The sequence below is a fragment of the Citrobacter sp. CK189 genome, from assembly GCF_030333505.1.
In the GTDB taxonomy this organism is placed as follows: Bacteria; Pseudomonadota; Gammaproteobacteria; order Enterobacterales; family Enterobacteriaceae; genus Citrobacter_B; species Citrobacter_B koseri.
In genome coordinates, this window is record NZ_JAOWFV010000032.1 from 281,236 (window position 1) to 300,341 (window position 19,106).

The window sequence follows — 19,106 nt, forward strand, 5'->3', positions numbered from 1 at the left end:
CTACCCTAAATAATTCGGGTTACAGAAAGCCAATACATATGCAACCTGAAGTACAACGGGTATAAATACAGTAAAATAAAAACAAAGCGACTATAGGTAACTGACGTGACAAGGTTATGACAGTGTTTACTCTGAATACGATCAGCTACGAGGATGCCTCAGTAACTTTTTTACATACTGGCGCAGCAATTCCGTATCGTAATCTGGAACGCTGGCATCCGGCTTTACGCCGTCGAGCGCATCCTCAACCTGATGAATGAGCTTCTGCTGCTCATTTTGCGCCATATTACGCAGCATCGCCGTGACAATAATCTCTAACGCTTCTACCTGAGCAACCAGTTCTTTCGACTCTTCTTCTTTTTGGGCGAGCCTCAGCAACAACTCTGAAATGAGATTTTTCATGACCGTATTTCCTTATCCGAGGAATGCTGACGTTATCATTATGGTTCACGACTGCCTAGAGGGTAAAAGTAGTATTTTTATGATAAAGGAAAGACTTTCTGTAAATAATGCGCTGACAAAATGGAGCGAAACGTTTCTCGCGAGAAAATAATTCAACCGTAAAAAATCAGGGTATAAATAGTCACGCCATTGCATAAATTAAAGTTATGGTAAATACGCCATAATTTAACTTAAAGCGTATCGCCATAATATATTTGATATCCCAGATTGACCCTGTCCAGCGTCTCTTTTCCGCCCAGACGTTTAATCAGCATATCTGCGGCTACGCTTCCCATATCGTAGCGGGGGGTAATCACGCTCGCTATTTTTTGCAAACGTGCGCGGCCGATTTCCAGGCCATGAAATCCGGCAATAGCAACCTGTTGCGGAACGGGGATCTGCTGCGACTGACACTCCAGCAGCGCGCCAACGGCTAAGTCGTCGTTGGTGCAAAAAATCGCGTTAATATCCGGTCTGTCGCGCATCGTCTGCAAAAACAACTGACGACCTAAGGCCAGTGACGAAATGGCTTTTGGCACCACATGGTAAGGCTGTAACCCCTGCTCGCTCAGCGCACGCTCAACGCCGCGATAGCGACTGACATCACGCGGGTCGTCCATTGAGCCGAAAAACGCCACGGCGCGTTTTCCCGCCTCCAGAAACGCCTGAGTCATATCCCATGCGGCTTTTTCGTTATCAATACCAACCTGCATATCCAGACAATGCTCGGTGATATCCATTAACTCCGCCACGGGGATACCGCTGGCGCGCACATACTGCACCATACGTTCAGTATGTTGTTTTCCGGTCAGAATCAGCGCATCAATGTTGTAGGAGAGCAGGTTAAGCACTTCGCGTTCTTCCCGCTCCGGGTCATATTCATAGTTAGCGATCAGCGTCTGGTATTGGTGAGCGGAAGTCACCGACTCAATCCCCGCCAGGACATCGGCAAAAATCTGGTTGCGAAAGGAGGGAATCAGCACCCCGATCGTTTTACTGCGCGCATTAAGCAAAATCTCGGGGGCGCGATTGGGAATATAATTATTCTCCTCCATGATCTTCGAAATCAGCTCGCGGCTACGCTGCGAGACCTGATTGGGATCGCGAAGATAACGGCTTACCGTCATCTTATTTAGCCCAGCCAGCGTGGCGATATCCTGCAAGGTCATCCGATTGTTTTTCATGAAGTTCTCTGCGAAAGACAGCGTGATCAATTCGCAGAGAACCTTAACACAGCCAGCGAGGGACTGCATCTTATCCGACCGGATTAGCCCACCGCTTTCCCGGTTTGTAAGGATGTGGACGACGGCGCCTGGTTAGCGCGCACGTTATACATCAATACCACCGAGGCCAGCAGGGAAATCGCCATAAAGGTGTACGAAACGCCCGGCCCGCCCGTCAGGCCATTGAGATACCCCACCAGCCATGCGCCGAGGAATGCCCCTAACGCGCCGAAACTGTTGATTAAGCCCATCGACACGCCCGCCACATTACGCGGCAACAGTTCAGGAATTAAGGCAAAAAACGGGCCGTAAGGCGCATACATGCAAGCTGCGGCAACCACCAGCAATCCATAAGAGAGCCAGAAAGCGTTGCTCCCCAACAGCCAGGAACATAAGAAAGCGATGGCGGCAATCAGCAGCAACGGCCAGATAAACAGCTTACGGTTCTGAAACTTATCCGATAACCACGATACGGTAAGCATCAGACAGATCGCCGCCAGATAAGGCACGGCGGCCAGCCAGCCGACGGATACGATATCCATTTGGGCCGCTGATTTCAGGATGGATGGCATCCACATCATGAATCCGTACACGCCGATACTCCACAAAGCATGTACCGCGCACAGCATGACAACGTTACGCGAGCGCATGGCTTCGCCGTAGTTACGTACCGGTTTAATATGGGTTTGCTCACGATCCATCGCCTGTTGCAGCGTCTCTTTTTCCTCCGCCGTCAGCCAGCTGGCATCGGCCGGTTTATCACGAACCAGCACCCACCAACAAAATGCCCACAGTACCGCCGGGATGCCCTCAATAATGAACATCTCGCGCCATCCCCAGGCCTGAATCAGATAACCAGAGACAATCGACATCCACAACACGGTGACAGGATTACCCAAAATCAAAAAGGTATTCGCCCGCGAGCGTTCGGTTTTCGTAAACCAGTTGCTGATATAAATCAGCATGGCTGGCATCACCGCCGCCTCAACCACGCCAAGAGTAAAACGGATCGCCATCAGCATGGGAATATTACTGACAAACCCCGTCGCGGCAGCACATATTCCCCACAGGATCAGGCTGAAAAAGATCATTTTCCGTACGCTGCGTTTAACGGCGTACAAAGCCCCCGGCACCTGAAAAAAGAAATACCCGAGGAAAAAAAGCGCGCCAATTAAGGATGCGGTTCCTTTCGTAATACCCAGATCGGTTTCAATACCTGCCGCAGCGGCAAAACCATAATTGGCGCGATCGAGATACGCTAAGCTGTAAGTAATAAAAATAATCGGCATTAAATACCACCAGCGCCGGGCTGGTAATTTAGCAAGAGCGTTCATACACATTCCTTTTGATAATGAGTCTATACCGCAGCTAACATTCCGCCGTCGACGAAGAGAATATGACCGTTAACAAAATTCGAGGCCGGGGCCGCAAGATAAACCGCCGCGCCAATCAACTCCTCCGGCTTTCCCCAGCGCGCGGCAGGCGTGCGCTGGTACAGCCAGGCAGAAAAGGCGTCGTCGTTCACCAGCGCTTCCGTCATCTCTGTGGCAAAATAGCCCGGCGCAATACCGTTAACCTGAATATTATATTCCGCCAGTTCCACGCACATTCCTCGCGTCAACATTTTCACCGCGCCTTTTGAGGCAGCGTAGGGTGTAATTGTTTTCCGGCCTAATTCACTCTGCATGGAACAAATATTAATAATCTTCCCTTCCCGGCGCGCCATCATATATTTGGCCACCTGTTGAGAAACAAGGAAGACGGATTTCTGATTGACATCAATAACGCGATCCCACTCTGCTTCAGGAAATTCTGTCAGGGGGTAACGACGCTGGATACCGGCATTATTGATGAGAATATCAATCGCCCCAATTTCCTGCTCAATATGCGCAATCGCTTTTTCCACCTCCGCCGCGTGAGTGACATCAAATCCATAACCCACGGCGTCATAACCCAGAGCCGTCAGAGTGCTCGCGGCCTGTTCCGCCCGCTGCTGCGTAATGTCGTTAATCACCAGGCTGGCGCCATGCTCTGCCAGCCCCCTTGCCAGCAAATTACCGATTCCCTGCGCTGACCCCGTAATCAATGCGCGTTTACCTGCAAGACTAAAAATACTTTTCATCAAAAACCTCTTTTTCGATAGCTGTTACGCGTAACTGTATACGCGTAACAGTAGAAAAAAGAAGTTCTCTTACACAACTAATGGTCAATTTGTGATCTACATTGGATTTGGCAGCAAAGAAAGGATCATGTACAGAATGCTTTCTGCACATGATCACGATTAGCAGCAGATCTCAGGCAGCGTGACGGCGGCGCAACGCAATCGCCAGTTGCCAGATATTCAACAGCACAATGAGCGCCGTCGCGACAAATACCCAGCGAAAGCCCGCCATCGCCGATACGGATGCCCCCATCAGCGGCCCGGCCACATTTCCGAGATACATAAACGACTGGTTATAACCAAAGATACGGCCGGTTATTCGATCGCTGGAATACTTCACCAATAAGGTCTGTACGGCAGGCAGCATCGCGCCATCGGCAAAACCTAACAGAAAACGCAGAACCCCCAACTGGAACGGCGTCGTCACCCACGACATGGCGAAAAACAGCACCACGGCACAGACCAGCGTCGCCATCAAAATCCTTTCCGTCCCGATCCTGTCGCCAAGTTTGCCAAGGCGGGGGGCGGAAATGAGCGCTGAAACGCCAGGCACCGACGCAATTAATCCGCTCAAAAAGGCAATGTTCGTGCTGTCCGGCAGCATGGATTTGATAAACAGCGCCAGGATGGGGCTGATCGAACCGTTACAGAGCTGGATCACCATCGTCGTGAAAAACAGGCTAATCACCAGACCCGGATAGGGCAATGAGGCAAAAACCGCTTTGCCGCTCAGTCGTTCACTCTTTTTGAGAGTCGGACGAACGCCCTCTTTAATTAAAAACAGCGTTACCAGAAAGCTCACCATCAACAGCGTGGCGGTAATAAAAAAGACCGCCCGCAGCCCGATATGATCGGCAATAACTCCGCCCATTAACGGCCCGCCGATCACCCCGCTGATCTGGGCGGTGGAAAGCGTGCTGAGCGCCCAGCCGCTACGCTCTCTCGGCACCTGCGAAGCCACCAGCGCCATCGCGTTAGGAATGTACCCGGAGGTAAGCCCCATGACGCCGCGCAAAAGAAACAGTTGCCAGACATTGGTCGCAAACGCCTGAAGTAAAATCGCGATCGCCATGCCGAGCGATGCGCGCAGTAGCATCAGTTTGCGGCCTTTACGGTCAGCCAGACTGCCCCACATGGGCGAAACAATCGCGGAGATGAGAAAGGTGATACTGAAGGTTAAGCCAGACCACATGGAGAGCGCTTCATGCGAAGTGACGCCCATTTGCGAGATATATAGCGGTAAAAATGGCAGGATCTGACTGATCGCCAGCCCGGTAAAAAAGCAGCCGAACCAGACGGAGATAAGATTAACCTTCCAGGATTCCATAAGTGCTCATAACGATAAATAGCTGAAAACGCTCACCAGCTTAGCAAGTTGCGCCAGCAGAAGTGGTTCCAGAGATGCGGTAACCTCTATTTTGCTATTTTATCTCCCCGTTCATCAGATTTGTGAAATATGTCACATTATATACCCGCTCAGAACAGGGATTTATGCTTCAACGACAAAGCCCGTATCCGCGCATACCGAGATGGAAATGGTTGGCGTGCGCGGCGTTGTACTCCGGCCCCAGTCCATTGCCATAATAAGTGCAACTGGCGTTAAGCATCGCGCGCAGCCAGGGGGCGGTTTTCTCATCCTTCCATCCCCGCAGAACCGTAACTTTTCGACCGTCCGCCAGTTGAAAACCGCTGATATCCCACGCCTGCGCGCTGGCATGTTCACTGCGACGCGCATCCGCCCGGTGATAGATATTGCGACAGGCATAGCTGCCAAGGTGCTCAATACGGGTCAGTTGACTGCCCATAAACGACTGGGTTAGCGGTTTCGCCTGGCGTGCCACAAACAGCGCAGAACTCAGCGCCAGCGGGCAAGAGGCCAGGAAACTGCTGCTCAACGACACGGAGCCAAAATGCCTGACCCGTACCACATCTGACAGCGGACATTCGCCCGCGCTGTCGGCAACGGGTTGCGACGAGATCATTCCCTGGCGATTGGCCTGCTCAAGTAATCCCTGGCACTGTTGCGGCGTCAGACGCTGTAGTTTGAATTTGGTGAGCCAGCCCGGAGGATCGGACAGTTGCAGGGAAACAAAAGGATTGTAATGCGACGGAAGAGAGCGGTAACCCACCACACCCACGGCCCCCAGCAGCACAATCGCAAGCCAATCCTTACCTTTCACGCCCCCTCCTCTCTGATTCCCTTAAACATTATGGCAGAAGCCCGCGAATCCGACGTTTTGTCGTGGTAATGTATACGCTTTGCGTTCGATGGAATGGGTTTTTAAGATGGCAAAATTGCGGGTAGGTATCGTATTTGGTGGTAAATCAGCGGAACATGAAGTGTCTTTGCAATCGGCAAAAAATATTGTCGATGCCATCGACAAAGCCCGCTTTGACGTTGTGCTGTTAGGCATTGATAAACAAGGGCAATGGCATGTCAGCGATGCCGAAAACTATCTGCTGAATGCAAACGATCCCGCGCACATTGCGCTGCGCCCCTCTTCTACCAGCCTGGCGCAGGTTCCGGGCAAACACGAACACCAGTTAATTGACGCACAGAACGGCCAGCCGTTGCCGACGGTGGACGTCATTTTCCCGATCGTACACGGCACGCTGGGGGAAGACGGCTCGCTGCAAGGGATGCTGCGCGTAGCGAATTTACCGTTTGTCGGCTCCGATGTGCTGGGTTCCGCCGCCTGCATGGATAAAGACGTTACCAAACGTCTGCTGCGCGATGCCGGGCTGAACATCGCGCCGTTTATTACGCTGACTCGCGCGAATCGCGATGCGATCCGTTTTGCGGAAGTGGCGTCCCGTCTGGGTCTGCCGCTGTTTGTGAAACCCGCAAATCAGGGCTCCTCTGTGGGCGTCAGCAAAGTCACCAGCGAAGCGCAATATGAACAGGCCGTCGCGCTGGCGTTCGAATTCGATCACAAAGTGGTTGTTGAGCAAGGGATCAAAGGCCGTGAGATCGAGTGCGCCGTGCTGGGCAACGATCACCCGCAGGCCAGCACCTGCGGCGAGATCGTCCTGAACAGCGATTTTTACGCTTACGATACCAAATATATCGACGACAACGGGGCGCAGGTCGTGGTTCCCGCCCAAATCCCGCAAGAGGTGAACGACAAGATCCGCCAGATCGCCATTCAGGCGTACCAGACGTTAGGTTGCGCGGGAATGGCGCGCGTGGACGTCTTCTTAACGGCGGAAAACGAGGTGGTGATTAACGAGATCAATACGCTGCCGGGATTCACCAACATCAGCATGTACCCGAAACTCTGGCAGGCAAGTGGCTTAGGGTATACCGATTTGATTACCCGTCTGATTGAACTGGCGCTGGAACGTCATGCGGCGGATAACGCCCTGAAAACCAGCATGTCATGATGACGATGCGCCATCTGGTGTTGACCGCCTGATGGCGCTTTGGCTTATCAGGCCTACGACGTTTTACGCCCGTAGGCCGATGCCACCATCCGGCACACACCGCATTAAGCTTCTTCGGTTTTATCATCCTCACGGCGACGAATAATCAGTCCGGCAAGCCAGAAACTGAATACCCACGTCACCAGGCCTACCGCGTAGGTTTGCCATCCTTTTGCTTCAAAGCCCAACAACCCCACCACGCCATTCAAAATAAAGATCAGCCCAATGGCGAAAGCATAATAGTGCCAGTCACGGCGAATTTTTACAGGCAGGTTCATGACAGCTCCGACGCTAAAACAATAAAAAATCATCCTCGCACATTTCTGCCTGAGCGTCTGTGGCCTGTGCGGAATTTCTCAAATGTTAATCAATTTAGATTAAGGTAACAAAATTGTGACATCAGACAAAAAATCCGCAATCCAGGAGTCATCCCTGAGTGAAATTACCATCATTCTGATATTGACAAACACGATGACCTGTCAGACTTCACGATAAGCCGCTGGCATGACGCCAGATTCGTGCAGAAGACTATCCCGGAGGTCTTTATGGCTGACTTTACCCTCTCAAAATCCCTGTTTAGCGGGAAACATCGAGATACCTCCTCCACGCCAGGTAATATCGCCTATGCCGTGTTTGTGCTGTTTTGCTTTTGGGCAGGGGCGCAGATCCTGAACCTTCTGGTTCACGCGCCTGGCGTTTATGAACATCTGATGCAGATGCAAGAGACCGGACGCCCCCGCGTGGAAATTGGATTAGGCGTCGGCACCATTTTCGGACTGGTGCCTTTCCTGACAGGTTGCCTGATTTTTGGCGTCATTGCCGTAATTTTGCGCTGGCGTCACCGTCATCAGTAACCCTCCCTGTGCCGGATGACGCCAGGTTTATCCGGCCTACAAATTCATACAACGCGCCCGACGCTCATCCACACGTTTAGCAAACCACGCGGTAGTGAGATTACGGGTGATCTTCGGACTTTCCAGTTGAATACCTGGCAACATCTCGCGCGGTAATGCCTTACCGGTTTTGGCTTCCGCCAGCTTATACACTTTCTCGTACAACGCCGTCTCCTCAAAAGCGAGGCTGTCTCCCTTTTCCAGTTGACGTCGAATCGCGCTGTCGCTCATGTCCAGTTTGCCCGCCAGCTTACGGATTGCCTGTTCCGTTTTCCCGGCCTCTTTGCTGTCATAACGAATCAAGTCGCCGTCCAGCGCCAGCTTAACGCCGCTGGCTTTACTGACCGCATTCTGAAATGCCGCATTACGACTGGCGTACCAACCGGCATTAAAATCAGCAAAACGGAATACAGGCGCGCTGTAATTCGCCGGATAGTTCAACAGATGCCAGGTTCCAAACCACAGTCCGCCACGGCGGCTAAAGACCTCCTGGCGAACCGTCCCGTTCATGGTCCACGGATAACCTTTTGTGTGCTGTTCGGCAAAGGCGATGCTGACCTGCATCGGCCCGCCGGTATGCACCGGATTAAGCGAACCGAACAGCGTCTGCCCCATCGGCACCATATTAATAAAATCATCAAAAATCGCGCTGAGCTGTTTTTCCGTTTTCACCGCGTCCAGACGTTCGCTGTAGCTTTTTCCATTCGGGGAGTTAATTTTCAGCGCGGTATGCACCAGAAAAACGGGGATATGCATCCGCTCAGCACGCCTGTCGATCTCCTGCCAGGCGATTTTGCTCAACCCCGGCACCACCGGGTCCGCCTGATAGTTAGACTCCTGCTGCGCCACCGCCAGCACCGAGCAGACATTCTCAACCGTTGGCGCCAGCCCCTGGCTTTCGAAGGCCTTTGCAATGTCCTGCGCCCACGCGTCCCTGTCTTTTACGCTGGCGGGCATTTTCTGGCGCACCACGCTTGCCACATCGACAGGTTTTTCCCCTTTTTTCAGCGGTTGCGAAGGCTGGCTACTACACCCTGCCAGCACCAACGCAGCCAGGAATGACAAAGGGTAAAGACGGGACGCCGCCGACATAACGTTTCCTTTTGTTTGTTAGCTAAATGTATTCGTCACTTCCTGGATATCCTGTCCATCCAGTTCGCGCTCAAAGCTGCGCAGACGTTTGTAGATGGACATCAGTTCCACCAGCGTGGTCCAGGAGTTAATCAGATACTGGAAGGAACCGCGCACCTGACCAAACACGTTGGTAATCTGCGTCATCAGGCCCAGCGTAATCGTACCGGCAACAATCGACGGAAACAGCAGGAACAGACCGAAAACGTTATCCACCTGTAGATAGAGAATGCGCGCAATGTTGAAGTACATATAGTGGAAGTAGAGACGGAAATAGTTCCGGCGCACCGCGCTGAACAACTCACGCACGGTGGGCGGCGTAGCGCGGCTGGCGTCGTCTTCACCGTAGACCAGCTCTTTACGGTAAGCGGCCTCAACCCGCTGGTTTTTAAACTCCAGCCCCGGCAGTTTGATCCCCACCACGGCCAGCAATCCTGTTCCCATCAGCGACCAGATGATAGCCGCGATAACCAGCCCATAAGGAATATGCCCGACGATCGGCAGATCCGGTACGTGCGCAGACAGCGTAACCAGTACGGGTAAAAAGGCGATCAACGTCATGATGGCATTGATAAAGCTTACGCCCATATTCTCCAGCGTAGAGGCAAAACGCATCGTATCTTCCTGCACACGCTGCGCGGCGCCTTCAATATGGCGCAAATGCTGCCAGTGCGCCATGTAGTGCTCGTTCATCGCGGTACGCCAGCGAAACACATAGTGGCTGACGAAGAAATTGTTCATCACGCCAATCACTACGGCAATCAGCGCTATCCCGAGGAACACGCCGACTTCACGGTAAAACTGTTCGATAGTGACCTTATGCGGCGAGCTCAGCGCCGTCTGGATCAGGTCGTAAAACGGCGCGTACCAGGCGTTAACCGCCACGCCCACTTCCACCAAAAACCAGGTCACAAAGATGATCAACGAGGTGCCCAGAATCGACCAGTATTGCCAACGATGCGGGCTATAAATAAACCAGAACATCGCAAACAATCCGACGCAAAGGACGTAATATGCGTAGAAAATCAGGTAGTCCAGCGACCAGAAGCGTGCGGCACTGATGGGAACATCACCGGAAGCGCCAGTAAGATGCGCAACCCAGGCGCCTCCGCCCGCTTGCCAGAAAATGACGGCGACAAGCGCCCAAAAAAACGCCGAGATAAAAAACGGCCCCGGCTTTGGGAAAAAAGACTTAAACATGATGCTCTCCTGCTAACTTCTTATCGTTATGACGACTGCTGTGCTTTTGCCGCAGCGCTGAGCGCGACAAGACGGGCCTGGCCCAACAAAACCGCGACGGAAACCGAGCATTGTGACCCGTATTCGCCAGCTTAGTTCGCACATCATTTTTTCAGAATTGTTTCAGCGAGTTTCGGCTCCCCTTCAACGACAACAGGAAGGCGAAACCCAAAAACCGACCAAGGTTACCACAAGCGCGGGATCACAAAAGCGGACATTCGCGATTGGGAAAAAATGCCCTGTTTACTCGTCGTTACGTTTTTCACACTATTATTGTCTTTTTAGCGCTTTGCAACGCGCCGCCAGGTAGTATAAATACGCATAGTTTTTTCATTTAACTGATGGACACAACCGTTGAAACGTAGTCTGCTTTTTTCTGCCGTGCTGTGCGCGGCGTCATTGACATCTGTCCAGGCGGCACAGCCAATCACCGATCCGGTTTTCGCTTCCGATATCGTTGATCGTTATGCCAACCACATCTTTTACGGCAGCGGCGCGACGGGAATGGCGCTGGTGGTGATTGATGGTAATCAACGCGTGTTCCGCAGTTTCGGGGAGACTCGCCCCGGCAATAACGTACATCCTCAACTGGACTCCGTTATTCGCATTGCGTCTATCACGAAACTCATGACCAGCGAGATGCTGGTCAAACTGCTCGATCAGGGGACGGTGAAATTACACGACCCACTGAGCAAGTATGCCCCGCCCGGTGCGCGTGTACCGACCTACAACGGAACGCCTATCACCCTGGTGAATCTGGCGACCCATACCAGCGCCCTGCCGCGTGAGCAACCCGGCGGCGCGCCGCATCGCCCGGTATTTGTCTGGCCAACCCGCGAACAGCGCTGGAGCTACCTCTCTACCGCAACGCTAAAAGCGGCTCCTGGCTCGCAGGCGTCTTATTCCAACCTTGCGTTTGACCTGCTGGCTGACGCGCTGGCAACCGCATCCGGCAAACCCTACACGCAGTTATTTGAAGAACAGATTACGCGCCCATTGGGGATGAAAGACACAACCTTTACCCCCTCCCCCGATCAGTGCAAGCGCCTGATGGTGGCGGAGAAAGGGGCCAGTCCCTGTAACAACACGCTGGCAGCAATTGGCAGCGGCGGCGTCTATTCCACGCCGGGAGATATGATGCGTTGGATGCAGCAATATCTCTCATCCGACTTTTATCATCGCAGTAATCAGGCCGATCGTATGCAGACGCTGATTTATCAGCGAACTCAGCTCACACGGGTGACAGGTATGGACGTGCCGGGCAAAGCCGATGCGCTGGGCTTAGGCTGGGTCTATATGGCGCCTAAAAACGGACGTCCGGGGATTATTCAAAAAACCGGCGGCGGCGGTGGTTTCATCACCTATATGGCGATGATTCCGCAACACAACGTTGGCGCTTTTGTGGTCGTCACTCGCTCACCGCTTACGCGATTTACTAATATGAGCGATGGCATCAACGACCTGGTAACAGAATTGAGCGGAAATAAACCGCTGATCGTGCCAGCGTCCTGATCAATACTCTGAAGGCAAATGGTTGATATTGACCAGTTTGCCTTTTTTCATTTCGATGTAGTTCCCTTTGCGTAACGCGGCGAGCACTTCAGCCACTACGGAACGGGAAATTCGCGTTCTCTGATGAATGTAGTTCATCACGCCAATACGCGCTCGCAGGCCCTCATCCCAGTCAACCATCGCGATCAACGTCGCCCGAATTTGATCATACGAGTTGTTGCCAATTAATTGCAGATCGCGCAGTTCCAGAGTTCTGTTTTCCCATGCCAGCCAGCAAAAGGCTTCACGCCATAACTGGTGTTGCTCAAGGATTTTTATCGCGTGGGAAGAAGGAAGAAAATAACCGGTACAACGACTTTCCGTGACTAATTTATATTCGATATCATTTTTCATCACGCCATCAGCAATACCCATAATAAAGGGAGCCTGCGTTATCCCCATAAGCACGTTCTCCCCTCTGCGCAAAGAGATGAGACCGTCTAAAATGACAAACGTATCGCCTTGATTGGCATCATTCGAATAGACAACCTGCTTTTCATCGGCGTATTCAAAGTACGTGCCGTATTTAGACAGGCACTTATCGAGCTTACTAAATTCCTGAAGTGGTTTATTCAGAGACAGCATATGCGCATCCTTGCATTAATGCCCGCCATATCCATGACGGGCATTTCCTTTGATTAAATCACCTGTGTTTTCATCATGAAAAACAATTACCAGGTGTATTTAACGCCCACATTCGCGGACCAGTCTTGATCGACATCACCACCACCGAGGTAGTTGGCATCGGTATAAGCGCTGAAGTTTTTGGTGAAGCTGAACTGAGTGCCCAGACCAACACGCACCGCTGAACCTTCTACGCCGTTATCGATGGAATCGCCATTTACGTCGGCGTCGTTATTCGCGTCGTCATAAACATAGGCCAGTTTGAAGTAAGGCGTCAGCGCCTGATCTTCGCTGTAGGTGAAGGTATAACCTGCATCAACACCCAGTTCATAACGCATGCTGTCATAAGACTGACCGTCAACTTTCATGTCGTTGCTGAGCTGATAATCGTCGCCGGACTGGAACAGGCCGGATACGCTACCGTACGGCGTGACATAGCCAGCGTCGCCCAGTTTCCAGTCATAACCCAGTTTCAGACCAAAGCCCCACGCATCCGCAGAGGTGTTGCCATCAACATACTGGCCGTTGCTCATGTTGGCAGACAGATCGTTGTTGAAGTGAGAGTAGCTCAGGCTACCATCAACAAAGACATTGTTGGCAAAGCGAGCGGAAGAGTAGATATAGGCAGACTGGCTGTCCTGATCCACCTGACCGGTACGGTCGCTCATGTCGCCTTTCGCAAAGCCAGCCGCCGCACCGACAATCCACTTAGCGTTGTTACCGTCAATTTTGGTATCAACACCGACCATGATGCCGTTCACATCCTGATCGTAGTTAATGGTGCCGTTGTCGCCATCGAAGCTGCCGCCAAAGTAGCTCACCCATGCGCCGCCGTTATCAGCCAGACCATGACGAGAGTTGGTCAGACGAGTACCAACGGTGTCTTGTTCCAGGTTCCAGATATTGGTGTTTGCAGACGGGATGCTCAGCGCCATGTTCGCGTAGTCGGTCAGTTCCATCTGTTGCATAACAACAGTGTTGCCTTCCTGCTGAGCCTGATAGGTGTATGCCCCCAGGTCAGCTTTGTTCGCTGCGGAGAAGGTGGCTTTGCTGTTCTTGTCGTTAACGTAGATCAGCTCTTTGCCTTTGTAATCAGCGACAGAACCTTCACCGGTCGCGTTATCGATACGCACTTTGTAGTTACCGGTTGCCGCAGCAACGTTATCACCCGCGTTATCGACTTCAGATTGATCGCCAGTCCAGGCATCGCCATTACCGTTGATGGTCAGGTGACCATCAGAGTTCATCGCGATCACACCGTAGCCGTAGTTAGACTTAGTGATGTCGTTAGTACGATCGTTAGTCAGATCGGCATCCAGCACAAAGCTGTTGCTGTGAACGTTGAAGACACCGGCATTCACGTTACCGTTAGCATCGGTGTAGCTGGTCAGATTCAGGGTATCAGCTTGCAGCGCATACGCGGTGCTGTTGCCCACATCCAGAACGCCGTTGTTGGTGACGTTGATGGTGTTTGCATACAGTGCGGCATCGTACACGCCCCAGCCAGCAGACACATCATCAGCAATCGTGACGGTACTGTTGTTGATTGTCAGTTCATCAGTTGCAACATGACCATCTTCATTGATATTCAGGGCCGCGCCGCCGGTCAGGGAGATGCTGTCAGAAACCAGATCAGAGTCTGCCACATTCACGACGGAACCGCTGTTGATGCTCAGCGTATCAATCAGCGAGGTTTTCGTGGTATCCCACTGTGAACCACCGTTCAGCGTCACATTGAACAGGCCGCTTTGATAGACTTCGTTACCAACAACATGACCATCTTCGCCATACGCGGTGTCATTATTGTCAATGCCGTAAGTAGAGGAAGGCCACAGGCTGTTAGCCGCAATGTCGATCAGCGTCGCAGTGGCATCGGTGCCCGCAGCAAAGCTGTCGTACACGCCATCGCCATCAGAATCAACCTGATGTACGGACATTGCCGCGCCAACCCACTTGCTGCCGTTGTTCAGCGTAACATCCATACGGTCAGTGCCATCCCAACCGTTGGTGTCCAGGTCAGCGTCCGTATCGCGATAAGTATCCGCCCCGTTCGGGAAGAAGTTTTCGTCAAAGTTGCTGGAGAAAACAACGTCGCCCATCAGGGTAGAATTGCTGAGGTTAACAGTGGTCTGCATTGCGTTATCCGCATTCGGATGCGCAATCGCCGCAATCGCCACGTCATCAGCAGTATAAGAATCGCTGTAATCGCTCGCGTTGTTGGTATTACCGAACCAACCGGAAGTCCCTTCATCTGACCATGAGCCAGAGGTCACCGTAGAGTCAGTCACCGTGACGGTGTTGTTGAACACTTCAGCGCTGTTGACGCCGGTGCTAACGGTATTATCGTCAATGTCTTCCCACTCATAACCCTGAGTCAGCGTAATACCCGCAACGTGGGAATTATTTTTGATGACCAGGTCAACTTCCTGATCCAGCGTAATCGCAGTACCCAGGTTGTAAACGTCAACAACATGCGTATCCGCCGTACCATCAGTGTACGTGCCATTATAGGTATAATGCTCGTAGTTATCATCGATGGTTGAGTTATCAACAGTCAGCGCCAGACGGTCATAAACATAACCGGTCGCATCGCGACCCACGCAATCGGTGGTCATGCACTCAGAGGTGATCATCCCGTGAATGGTGCTGTTTTTGATTGTCAGACTATTACTGTTGGTGTTGGTAGAAAGACCATCATCCAGATAGTAGGTTGAGATTACGCCGTTAACGGTAGCGTTGTTGATAACCGGATAAATATCACCGTTATAAACGCTATCGGTCGCGTAGTTGTTCCAGCCTACGTAACCATCATAATAAACACCATCAGCGTAGGTTGCGTCGTTATAGTGGTTGAATGTTGTGTAGGTGGTTCCAGAAATATCCGTAGAAGCATTTGCCTGAGAGGTGATTGCCAGAGTGCAGGCCAGTGCTAATTGTGAGACTACAAGTTTCTTTTTCCAGGAGTGCATTTGTCATCCCTCCTCAGGGACGTAATATAGTTGATCCATCAATTATCAATGCATAGAAAACATTTTATGTTTCGCAGGTCGATTATGCGGCGTCAGCATTGAAAGGTTCAATTATTCTTTGTTTAATGTCCGAAAGCGGACAATTAAAAAATCACCAGCAAAATCACAGATATTTTTTAAATCGCCAGTTTTCAATAAATTAGAAAGGGAAATAGAAGTTACTTATTTAACTGAATGATATATGATGAAGAAATAAAGAAATCACCAATAAATAAAGGACAGAAGAGCTTAAAACAACATTTAATAAAATTAAAACCAGAAATAAATGTATCACTAACAAAAATAATCTTATTCATAGAAATACTAATTGCGAATATTTAATCGCTTCATTAACAGCAACCCGCAATACTTCACATAAGGACAACTTTCGTAAAACACCTCGCGGCAGGTTCAGGTATACTCGACGTTTCGATTCCACAAACATCAGGCATACCATGACAGACCTAATCCAACGCCCCCGTCGCCTGCGCAAATCCGCTGCGCTGCGCGCCATGTTTGAAGAGACAACACTCAGTTTAAACGACCTGGTGTTGCCGATTTTTGTTGAAGAAGAACTCGACGACTACAAAGCGATCGACGCCATGCCTGGCGTCATGCGCATTCCTGAAAAACACCTGGCGCGCGAGATTGAACGCATCGCCAACGCCGGCATTCGGTCAGTGATGACCTTCGGCATTTCCCACCATACCGACGACACCGGCAGCGATGCCTGGAAAGAAGACGGCCTGGTGGCGCGCATGTCGCGCATCTGCAAGCAAACCGTGCCGGAAATGATCGTGATGTCTGACACCTGTTTCTGTGAGTACACCTCCCACGGTCACTGCGGCGTGCTGTGCGAACACGGCGTCGACAACGATGCAACCCTGGCGAACCTCGGTAAACAAGCGGTGGTCGCCGCCGCTGCGGGCGCTGATTTTATTGCCCCTTCCGCCGCGATGGACGGTCAGGTGCAGGCGATTCGCCAGGCGCTGGATGCCGCCGGGTTTACGGATACAGCCATCATGTCCTACTCCACCAAGTTCGCCTCCTCTTTCTACGGCCCGTTCCGTGAAGCGGCCGGTACGGCACTGAAAGGCGATCGTAAGACCTATCAAATGAATCCGATGAACCGCCGTGAAGCGATTCGCGAGTCGTTGCTCGACGAAGCGCAGGGCGCGGACTGCCTGATGGTGAAACCTGCTGGCGCTTATCTGGATATTCTGCGTGATATCCGCGATCGTACCGAATTACCGCTCGGCGCGTATCAGGTCAGCGGCGAATACGCCATGATCAAATTCGCCGCGATGGCGGGCGCGATCGACGAAGAGAAAGTGGTGCTGGAAAGCTTAGGCTCGATCAAACGCGCGGGCGCGGATCTGATCTTCAGCTACTTCGCGCTGGATCTGGCGGAGAAAAAAATCCTGCGTTAATCCTTTCTGACCTGCGGTGCCTGTTGGCGCCGCGCTTATCCGGCCTACGGGATTGACATCTGTAGGCCGGGTGCCGCCATCCGGCACTGTCACAAAACGTCACCTCATCGTCATACAAACGACATTTGTACCTTCTACTGTCAGCACAGGACGGGAGGAGGAGCCGCTATGTTTAGTCTCGATAACGTACTCGACGACCTGTGGCCTCAGGCGAGGCCGACACCCTGGCAAAAAAATCTGCTCAGGCGGTTGCTGTATGAAGAAGAATTTCAGCAATTTGCATCCCGCCATCCCCATCTGAAAGGGGTGGACATGGTGGAACAGGTTCTCGAACACCTTGAAATACGCTGCGATATCCCCGCACACGACCTCGAAAACATCCCCGCACATGGCCCGCTGGTCATCATTGCCAACCACCCGACAGGCACGCTTGATGGGCTGGCCCTGCTGTATGCCATCTCGCGTGTGCGCCGTGACGTGAAAGTAGTGACCAACCGCCTGCTCTCACATCTGCAACCGCTCAGCTCACTTTTCATTCCCGTGGACAACATCGGCGGGCGCACGCCAAAATCATCGCTACAACAGATAGATGCGCACTTACAGGCTGGCGGAGCGTTAATTTTCTTTCCGGCGGGCGAAGTAGCGCGCTTCACATCGCAGGGAATCAGGGAAGGCCGATGGCATTCCGGGTTTATCCGGGTGGCGGAGAAATACCGCACGCCGCTGCTTCCCGTACATATCAACGCGCGTAACAGCTCGCTGTTTTACGCCAGCAGCCTGGTGTCCCCCACCTTCGCATTGCTGCTCCTGATGCAGCAGATGTTTCGTCGGCGTCGCAGCAGCCTGCCGCTCCGCATCGGCCAACAAATCGCCTGGACACAGTGGTCCGCCACGAAAACCAACGTCCGCGAGCAGGCCGAAAAATGCCGTCAGCACGTCGCGGCATTAGGTAAAGGACGCCCTGGGTTATTCACCACCGAAAGTACGATAGCCCGCGCAGAAGACAGAGCGCACCTCAAACGCGATCTCGCCCAGGCGGAATGCCTTGGGCACACCGCCGACGGGAAGCACATTTACCTCTGGCAGCGCAACGGCAAAGAGGATGTCCCCATCCTGCGGGAACTGGGGCGGCTGCGTGAAATCGCCTTTCGCGCGGTTGGCGAAGGCAGCGGAAAGCGTCGGGACACCGACCGCTATGATGACGACTATCTGCACCTGATTTTATGGGACGAAGACGATCTGGAAATTGTTGGCGCCTATCGGTTCATTCCCTGCGCGCAGCAGCAGGAAAAACGCGGCATAGAAGGGCTTTACAGCTACAGTTTGTTCCATTACGACGAGCAGATGGCGCAAGTGATGCAGCACGGCATTGAGCTGGGTCGCAGTTTTATCCAGCCGCGTTACTGGGGACGTCGCGGGCTGGACTATCTCTGGTCTGGCATTGGCGCTTATCTGGCGCGCTATCCGCAATACCGATACCTGTTCGGCCCGGTGTCTATTTCCGGCGGTCTGCCTGCGGATGCGCGGGATTTACTGGTGGCCTTTTATCGCCTGTGGTTCCCGCCGACGCACCCGCTGGCGATATCACGCCAGCCCTACCCCGCGTCATTGCCGGACGTACTGGCGCAGTTTGAAGGCAAAAGCTACAACGACGATCTGACGCGGCTGAAATCGCTGCTCGGCAATCTGGGCTGCGGTATTCCCCCGCTCTACAAACAGTACTCCGAACTTTGCGACCCCGGCGGCGTGCAGTTTATTGATTTCGGTAACGATCCGGCATTCAGCAACTGCGTGGATGGTCTGGTGCTGGTCGATTTAACCTATCTGAAGGCAAACAGGTATCAGCGCTATATTGGCGCGCATTTGGGTTTCCAGGCAGGATAAGGCGTTTACGCCGCCATCCGGCGCGGTGCCACATCGTGCCTGATGGCGCTGCGCTTACCAGGTCTGCATTTCCCTAACCGTTCCCTAACCGAATAGTG

General features: G+C 52.5%; 16 protein-coding genes. 5 read left to right on the forward strand and 11 right to left on the reverse strand.

Features of this window, described 5'->3' with window-relative positions; genetic code table 11:
- Window positions 1–141: 141 nt before the first annotated feature.
- From iraP to OGV83_RS02830, 6 genes are all read right to left on the reverse strand, one after another.
- Window positions 142–402, reverse strand: a complete 261-nt coding sequence (gene iraP / locus OGV83_RS02805; protein WP_012133608.1) for an anti-adapter protein IraP — start codon at window positions 400–402, stop codon at window positions 142–144.
- Between the two features lie 230 nt (window positions 403–632).
- Complete coding sequence (idnR, locus tag OGV83_RS02810; RefSeq protein WP_058668690.1) at window positions 633–1,625, reverse strand: DNA-binding transcriptional regulator IdnR; 993 nt, start codon at window positions 1,623–1,625, stop codon at window positions 633–635.
- 83 nt (window positions 1,626–1,708) lie between these two features.
- Window positions 1,709–2,998 (reverse strand): MFS transporter, encoded by a 1,290-nt coding sequence (locus OGV83_RS02815; protein WP_024130608.1) that lies wholly within the window; start codon window positions 2,996–2,998, stop codon window positions 1,709–1,711.
- A gap of 23 nt (window positions 2,999–3,021) precedes the next feature.
- On the reverse strand, window positions 3,022–3,786 hold the full coding sequence (idnO, locus tag OGV83_RS02820) for a gluconate 5-dehydrogenase (protein WP_012133612.1): 765 nt from the start codon (window positions 3,784–3,786) through the stop codon (window positions 3,022–3,024).
- Window positions 3,787–3,958: 172 nt separating this feature from the next.
- On the reverse strand, window positions 3,959–5,152 hold the full coding sequence (locus OGV83_RS02825) for a multidrug efflux MFS transporter (protein WP_248622862.1): 1,194 nt from the start codon (window positions 5,150–5,152) through the stop codon (window positions 3,959–3,961).
- Window positions 5,153–5,321: 169 nt separating this feature from the next.
- On the reverse strand, window positions 5,322–6,005 hold the full coding sequence (locus tag OGV83_RS02830) for an extensin-like domain-containing protein (protein WP_115615018.1): 684 nt from the start codon (window positions 6,003–6,005) through the stop codon (window positions 5,322–5,324).
- A gap of 106 nt (window positions 6,006–6,111) precedes the next feature.
- Between OGV83_RS02830 and ddlA the strand changes: the two genes are divergently transcribed.
- Window positions 6,112–7,209, forward strand: a complete 1,098-nt coding sequence (gene ddlA / locus OGV83_RS02835) for a D-alanine--D-alanine ligase (RefSeq protein ID WP_104869010.1) — start codon at window positions 6,112–6,114, stop codon at window positions 7,207–7,209.
- A 104-nt stretch (window positions 7,210–7,313) separates the two neighbouring features.
- Here ddlA and OGV83_RS02840 read toward each other — a convergent pair whose 3' ends face one another.
- Window positions 7,314–7,526 (reverse strand): DUF2754 family protein, encoded by a 213-nt coding sequence (locus OGV83_RS02840; protein WP_024130610.1) that lies wholly within the window; start codon window positions 7,524–7,526, stop codon window positions 7,314–7,316.
- Between the two features lie 267 nt (window positions 7,527–7,793).
- On the opposite strand from OGV83_RS02840, the gene OGV83_RS02845 reads away from it, so the two are divergent.
- Window positions 7,794–8,102, forward strand: a complete 309-nt coding sequence (locus OGV83_RS02845) for a YaiY family protein (protein ID WP_024130611.1) — start codon at window positions 7,794–7,796, stop codon at window positions 8,100–8,102.
- A gap of 36 nt (window positions 8,103–8,138) precedes the next feature.
- Here the strand turns inward: OGV83_RS02845 and OGV83_RS02850 are convergent, their stop codons facing one another.
- Window positions 8,139–9,233, reverse strand: coding sequence for a DUF1615 domain-containing protein (locus OGV83_RS02850; protein ID WP_110494604.1), 1,095 nt, complete (start codon window positions 9,231–9,233; stop codon window positions 8,139–8,141).
- 18 nt (window positions 9,234–9,251) lie between these two features.
- The gene (gene sbmA, locus OGV83_RS02855) at window positions 9,252–10,472 is read right to left on the reverse strand and encodes a peptide antibiotic transporter SbmA (RefSeq protein WP_049011958.1); all 1,221 of its coding nucleotides are present in this window, start codon (window positions 10,470–10,472) and stop codon (window positions 9,252–9,254) included.
- Window positions 10,473–10,865: 393 nt separating this feature from the next.
- Between sbmA and ampH the strand changes: the two genes are divergently transcribed.
- Window positions 10,866–12,023 (forward strand): D-alanyl-D-alanine-carboxypeptidase/endopeptidase AmpH, encoded by a 1,158-nt coding sequence (gene ampH, locus OGV83_RS02860; RefSeq protein WP_049011959.1) that lies wholly within the window; start codon window positions 10,866–10,868, stop codon window positions 12,021–12,023.
- Here the strand turns inward: ampH and iprA are convergent, their stop codons facing one another.
- Window positions 12,024–12,647, reverse strand: coding sequence for a hydrogen peroxide resistance inhibitor IprA (gene iprA, locus OGV83_RS02865; protein ID WP_047458555.1), 624 nt, complete (start codon window positions 12,645–12,647; stop codon window positions 12,024–12,026).
- Between the two features lie 86 nt (window positions 12,648–12,733).
- Window positions 12,734–15,655, reverse strand: coding sequence for an autotransporter adhesin EhaB (gene ehaB / locus OGV83_RS02870; protein WP_012133624.1), 2,922 nt, complete (start codon window positions 15,653–15,655; stop codon window positions 12,734–12,736).
- A 494-nt stretch (window positions 15,656–16,149) separates the two neighbouring features.
- On the opposite strand from ehaB, the gene hemB reads away from it, so the two are divergent.
- Together hemB and olsF are read left to right on the forward strand one after the other, a co-directional pair.
- A complete protein-coding gene (gene hemB, locus OGV83_RS02875; RefSeq protein WP_012133626.1) occupies window positions 16,150–17,124 on the forward strand; it encodes a porphobilinogen synthase in 975 nt (324 codons plus the stop codon).
- Between the two features lie 168 nt (window positions 17,125–17,292).
- Window positions 17,293–19,008, forward strand: coding sequence for a bifunctional ornithine lipid synthase OlsF (gene olsF / locus OGV83_RS02880; protein ID WP_049011960.1), 1,716 nt, complete (start codon window positions 17,293–17,295; stop codon window positions 19,006–19,008).
- Window positions 19,009–19,106: the final 98 nt, after the last annotated feature.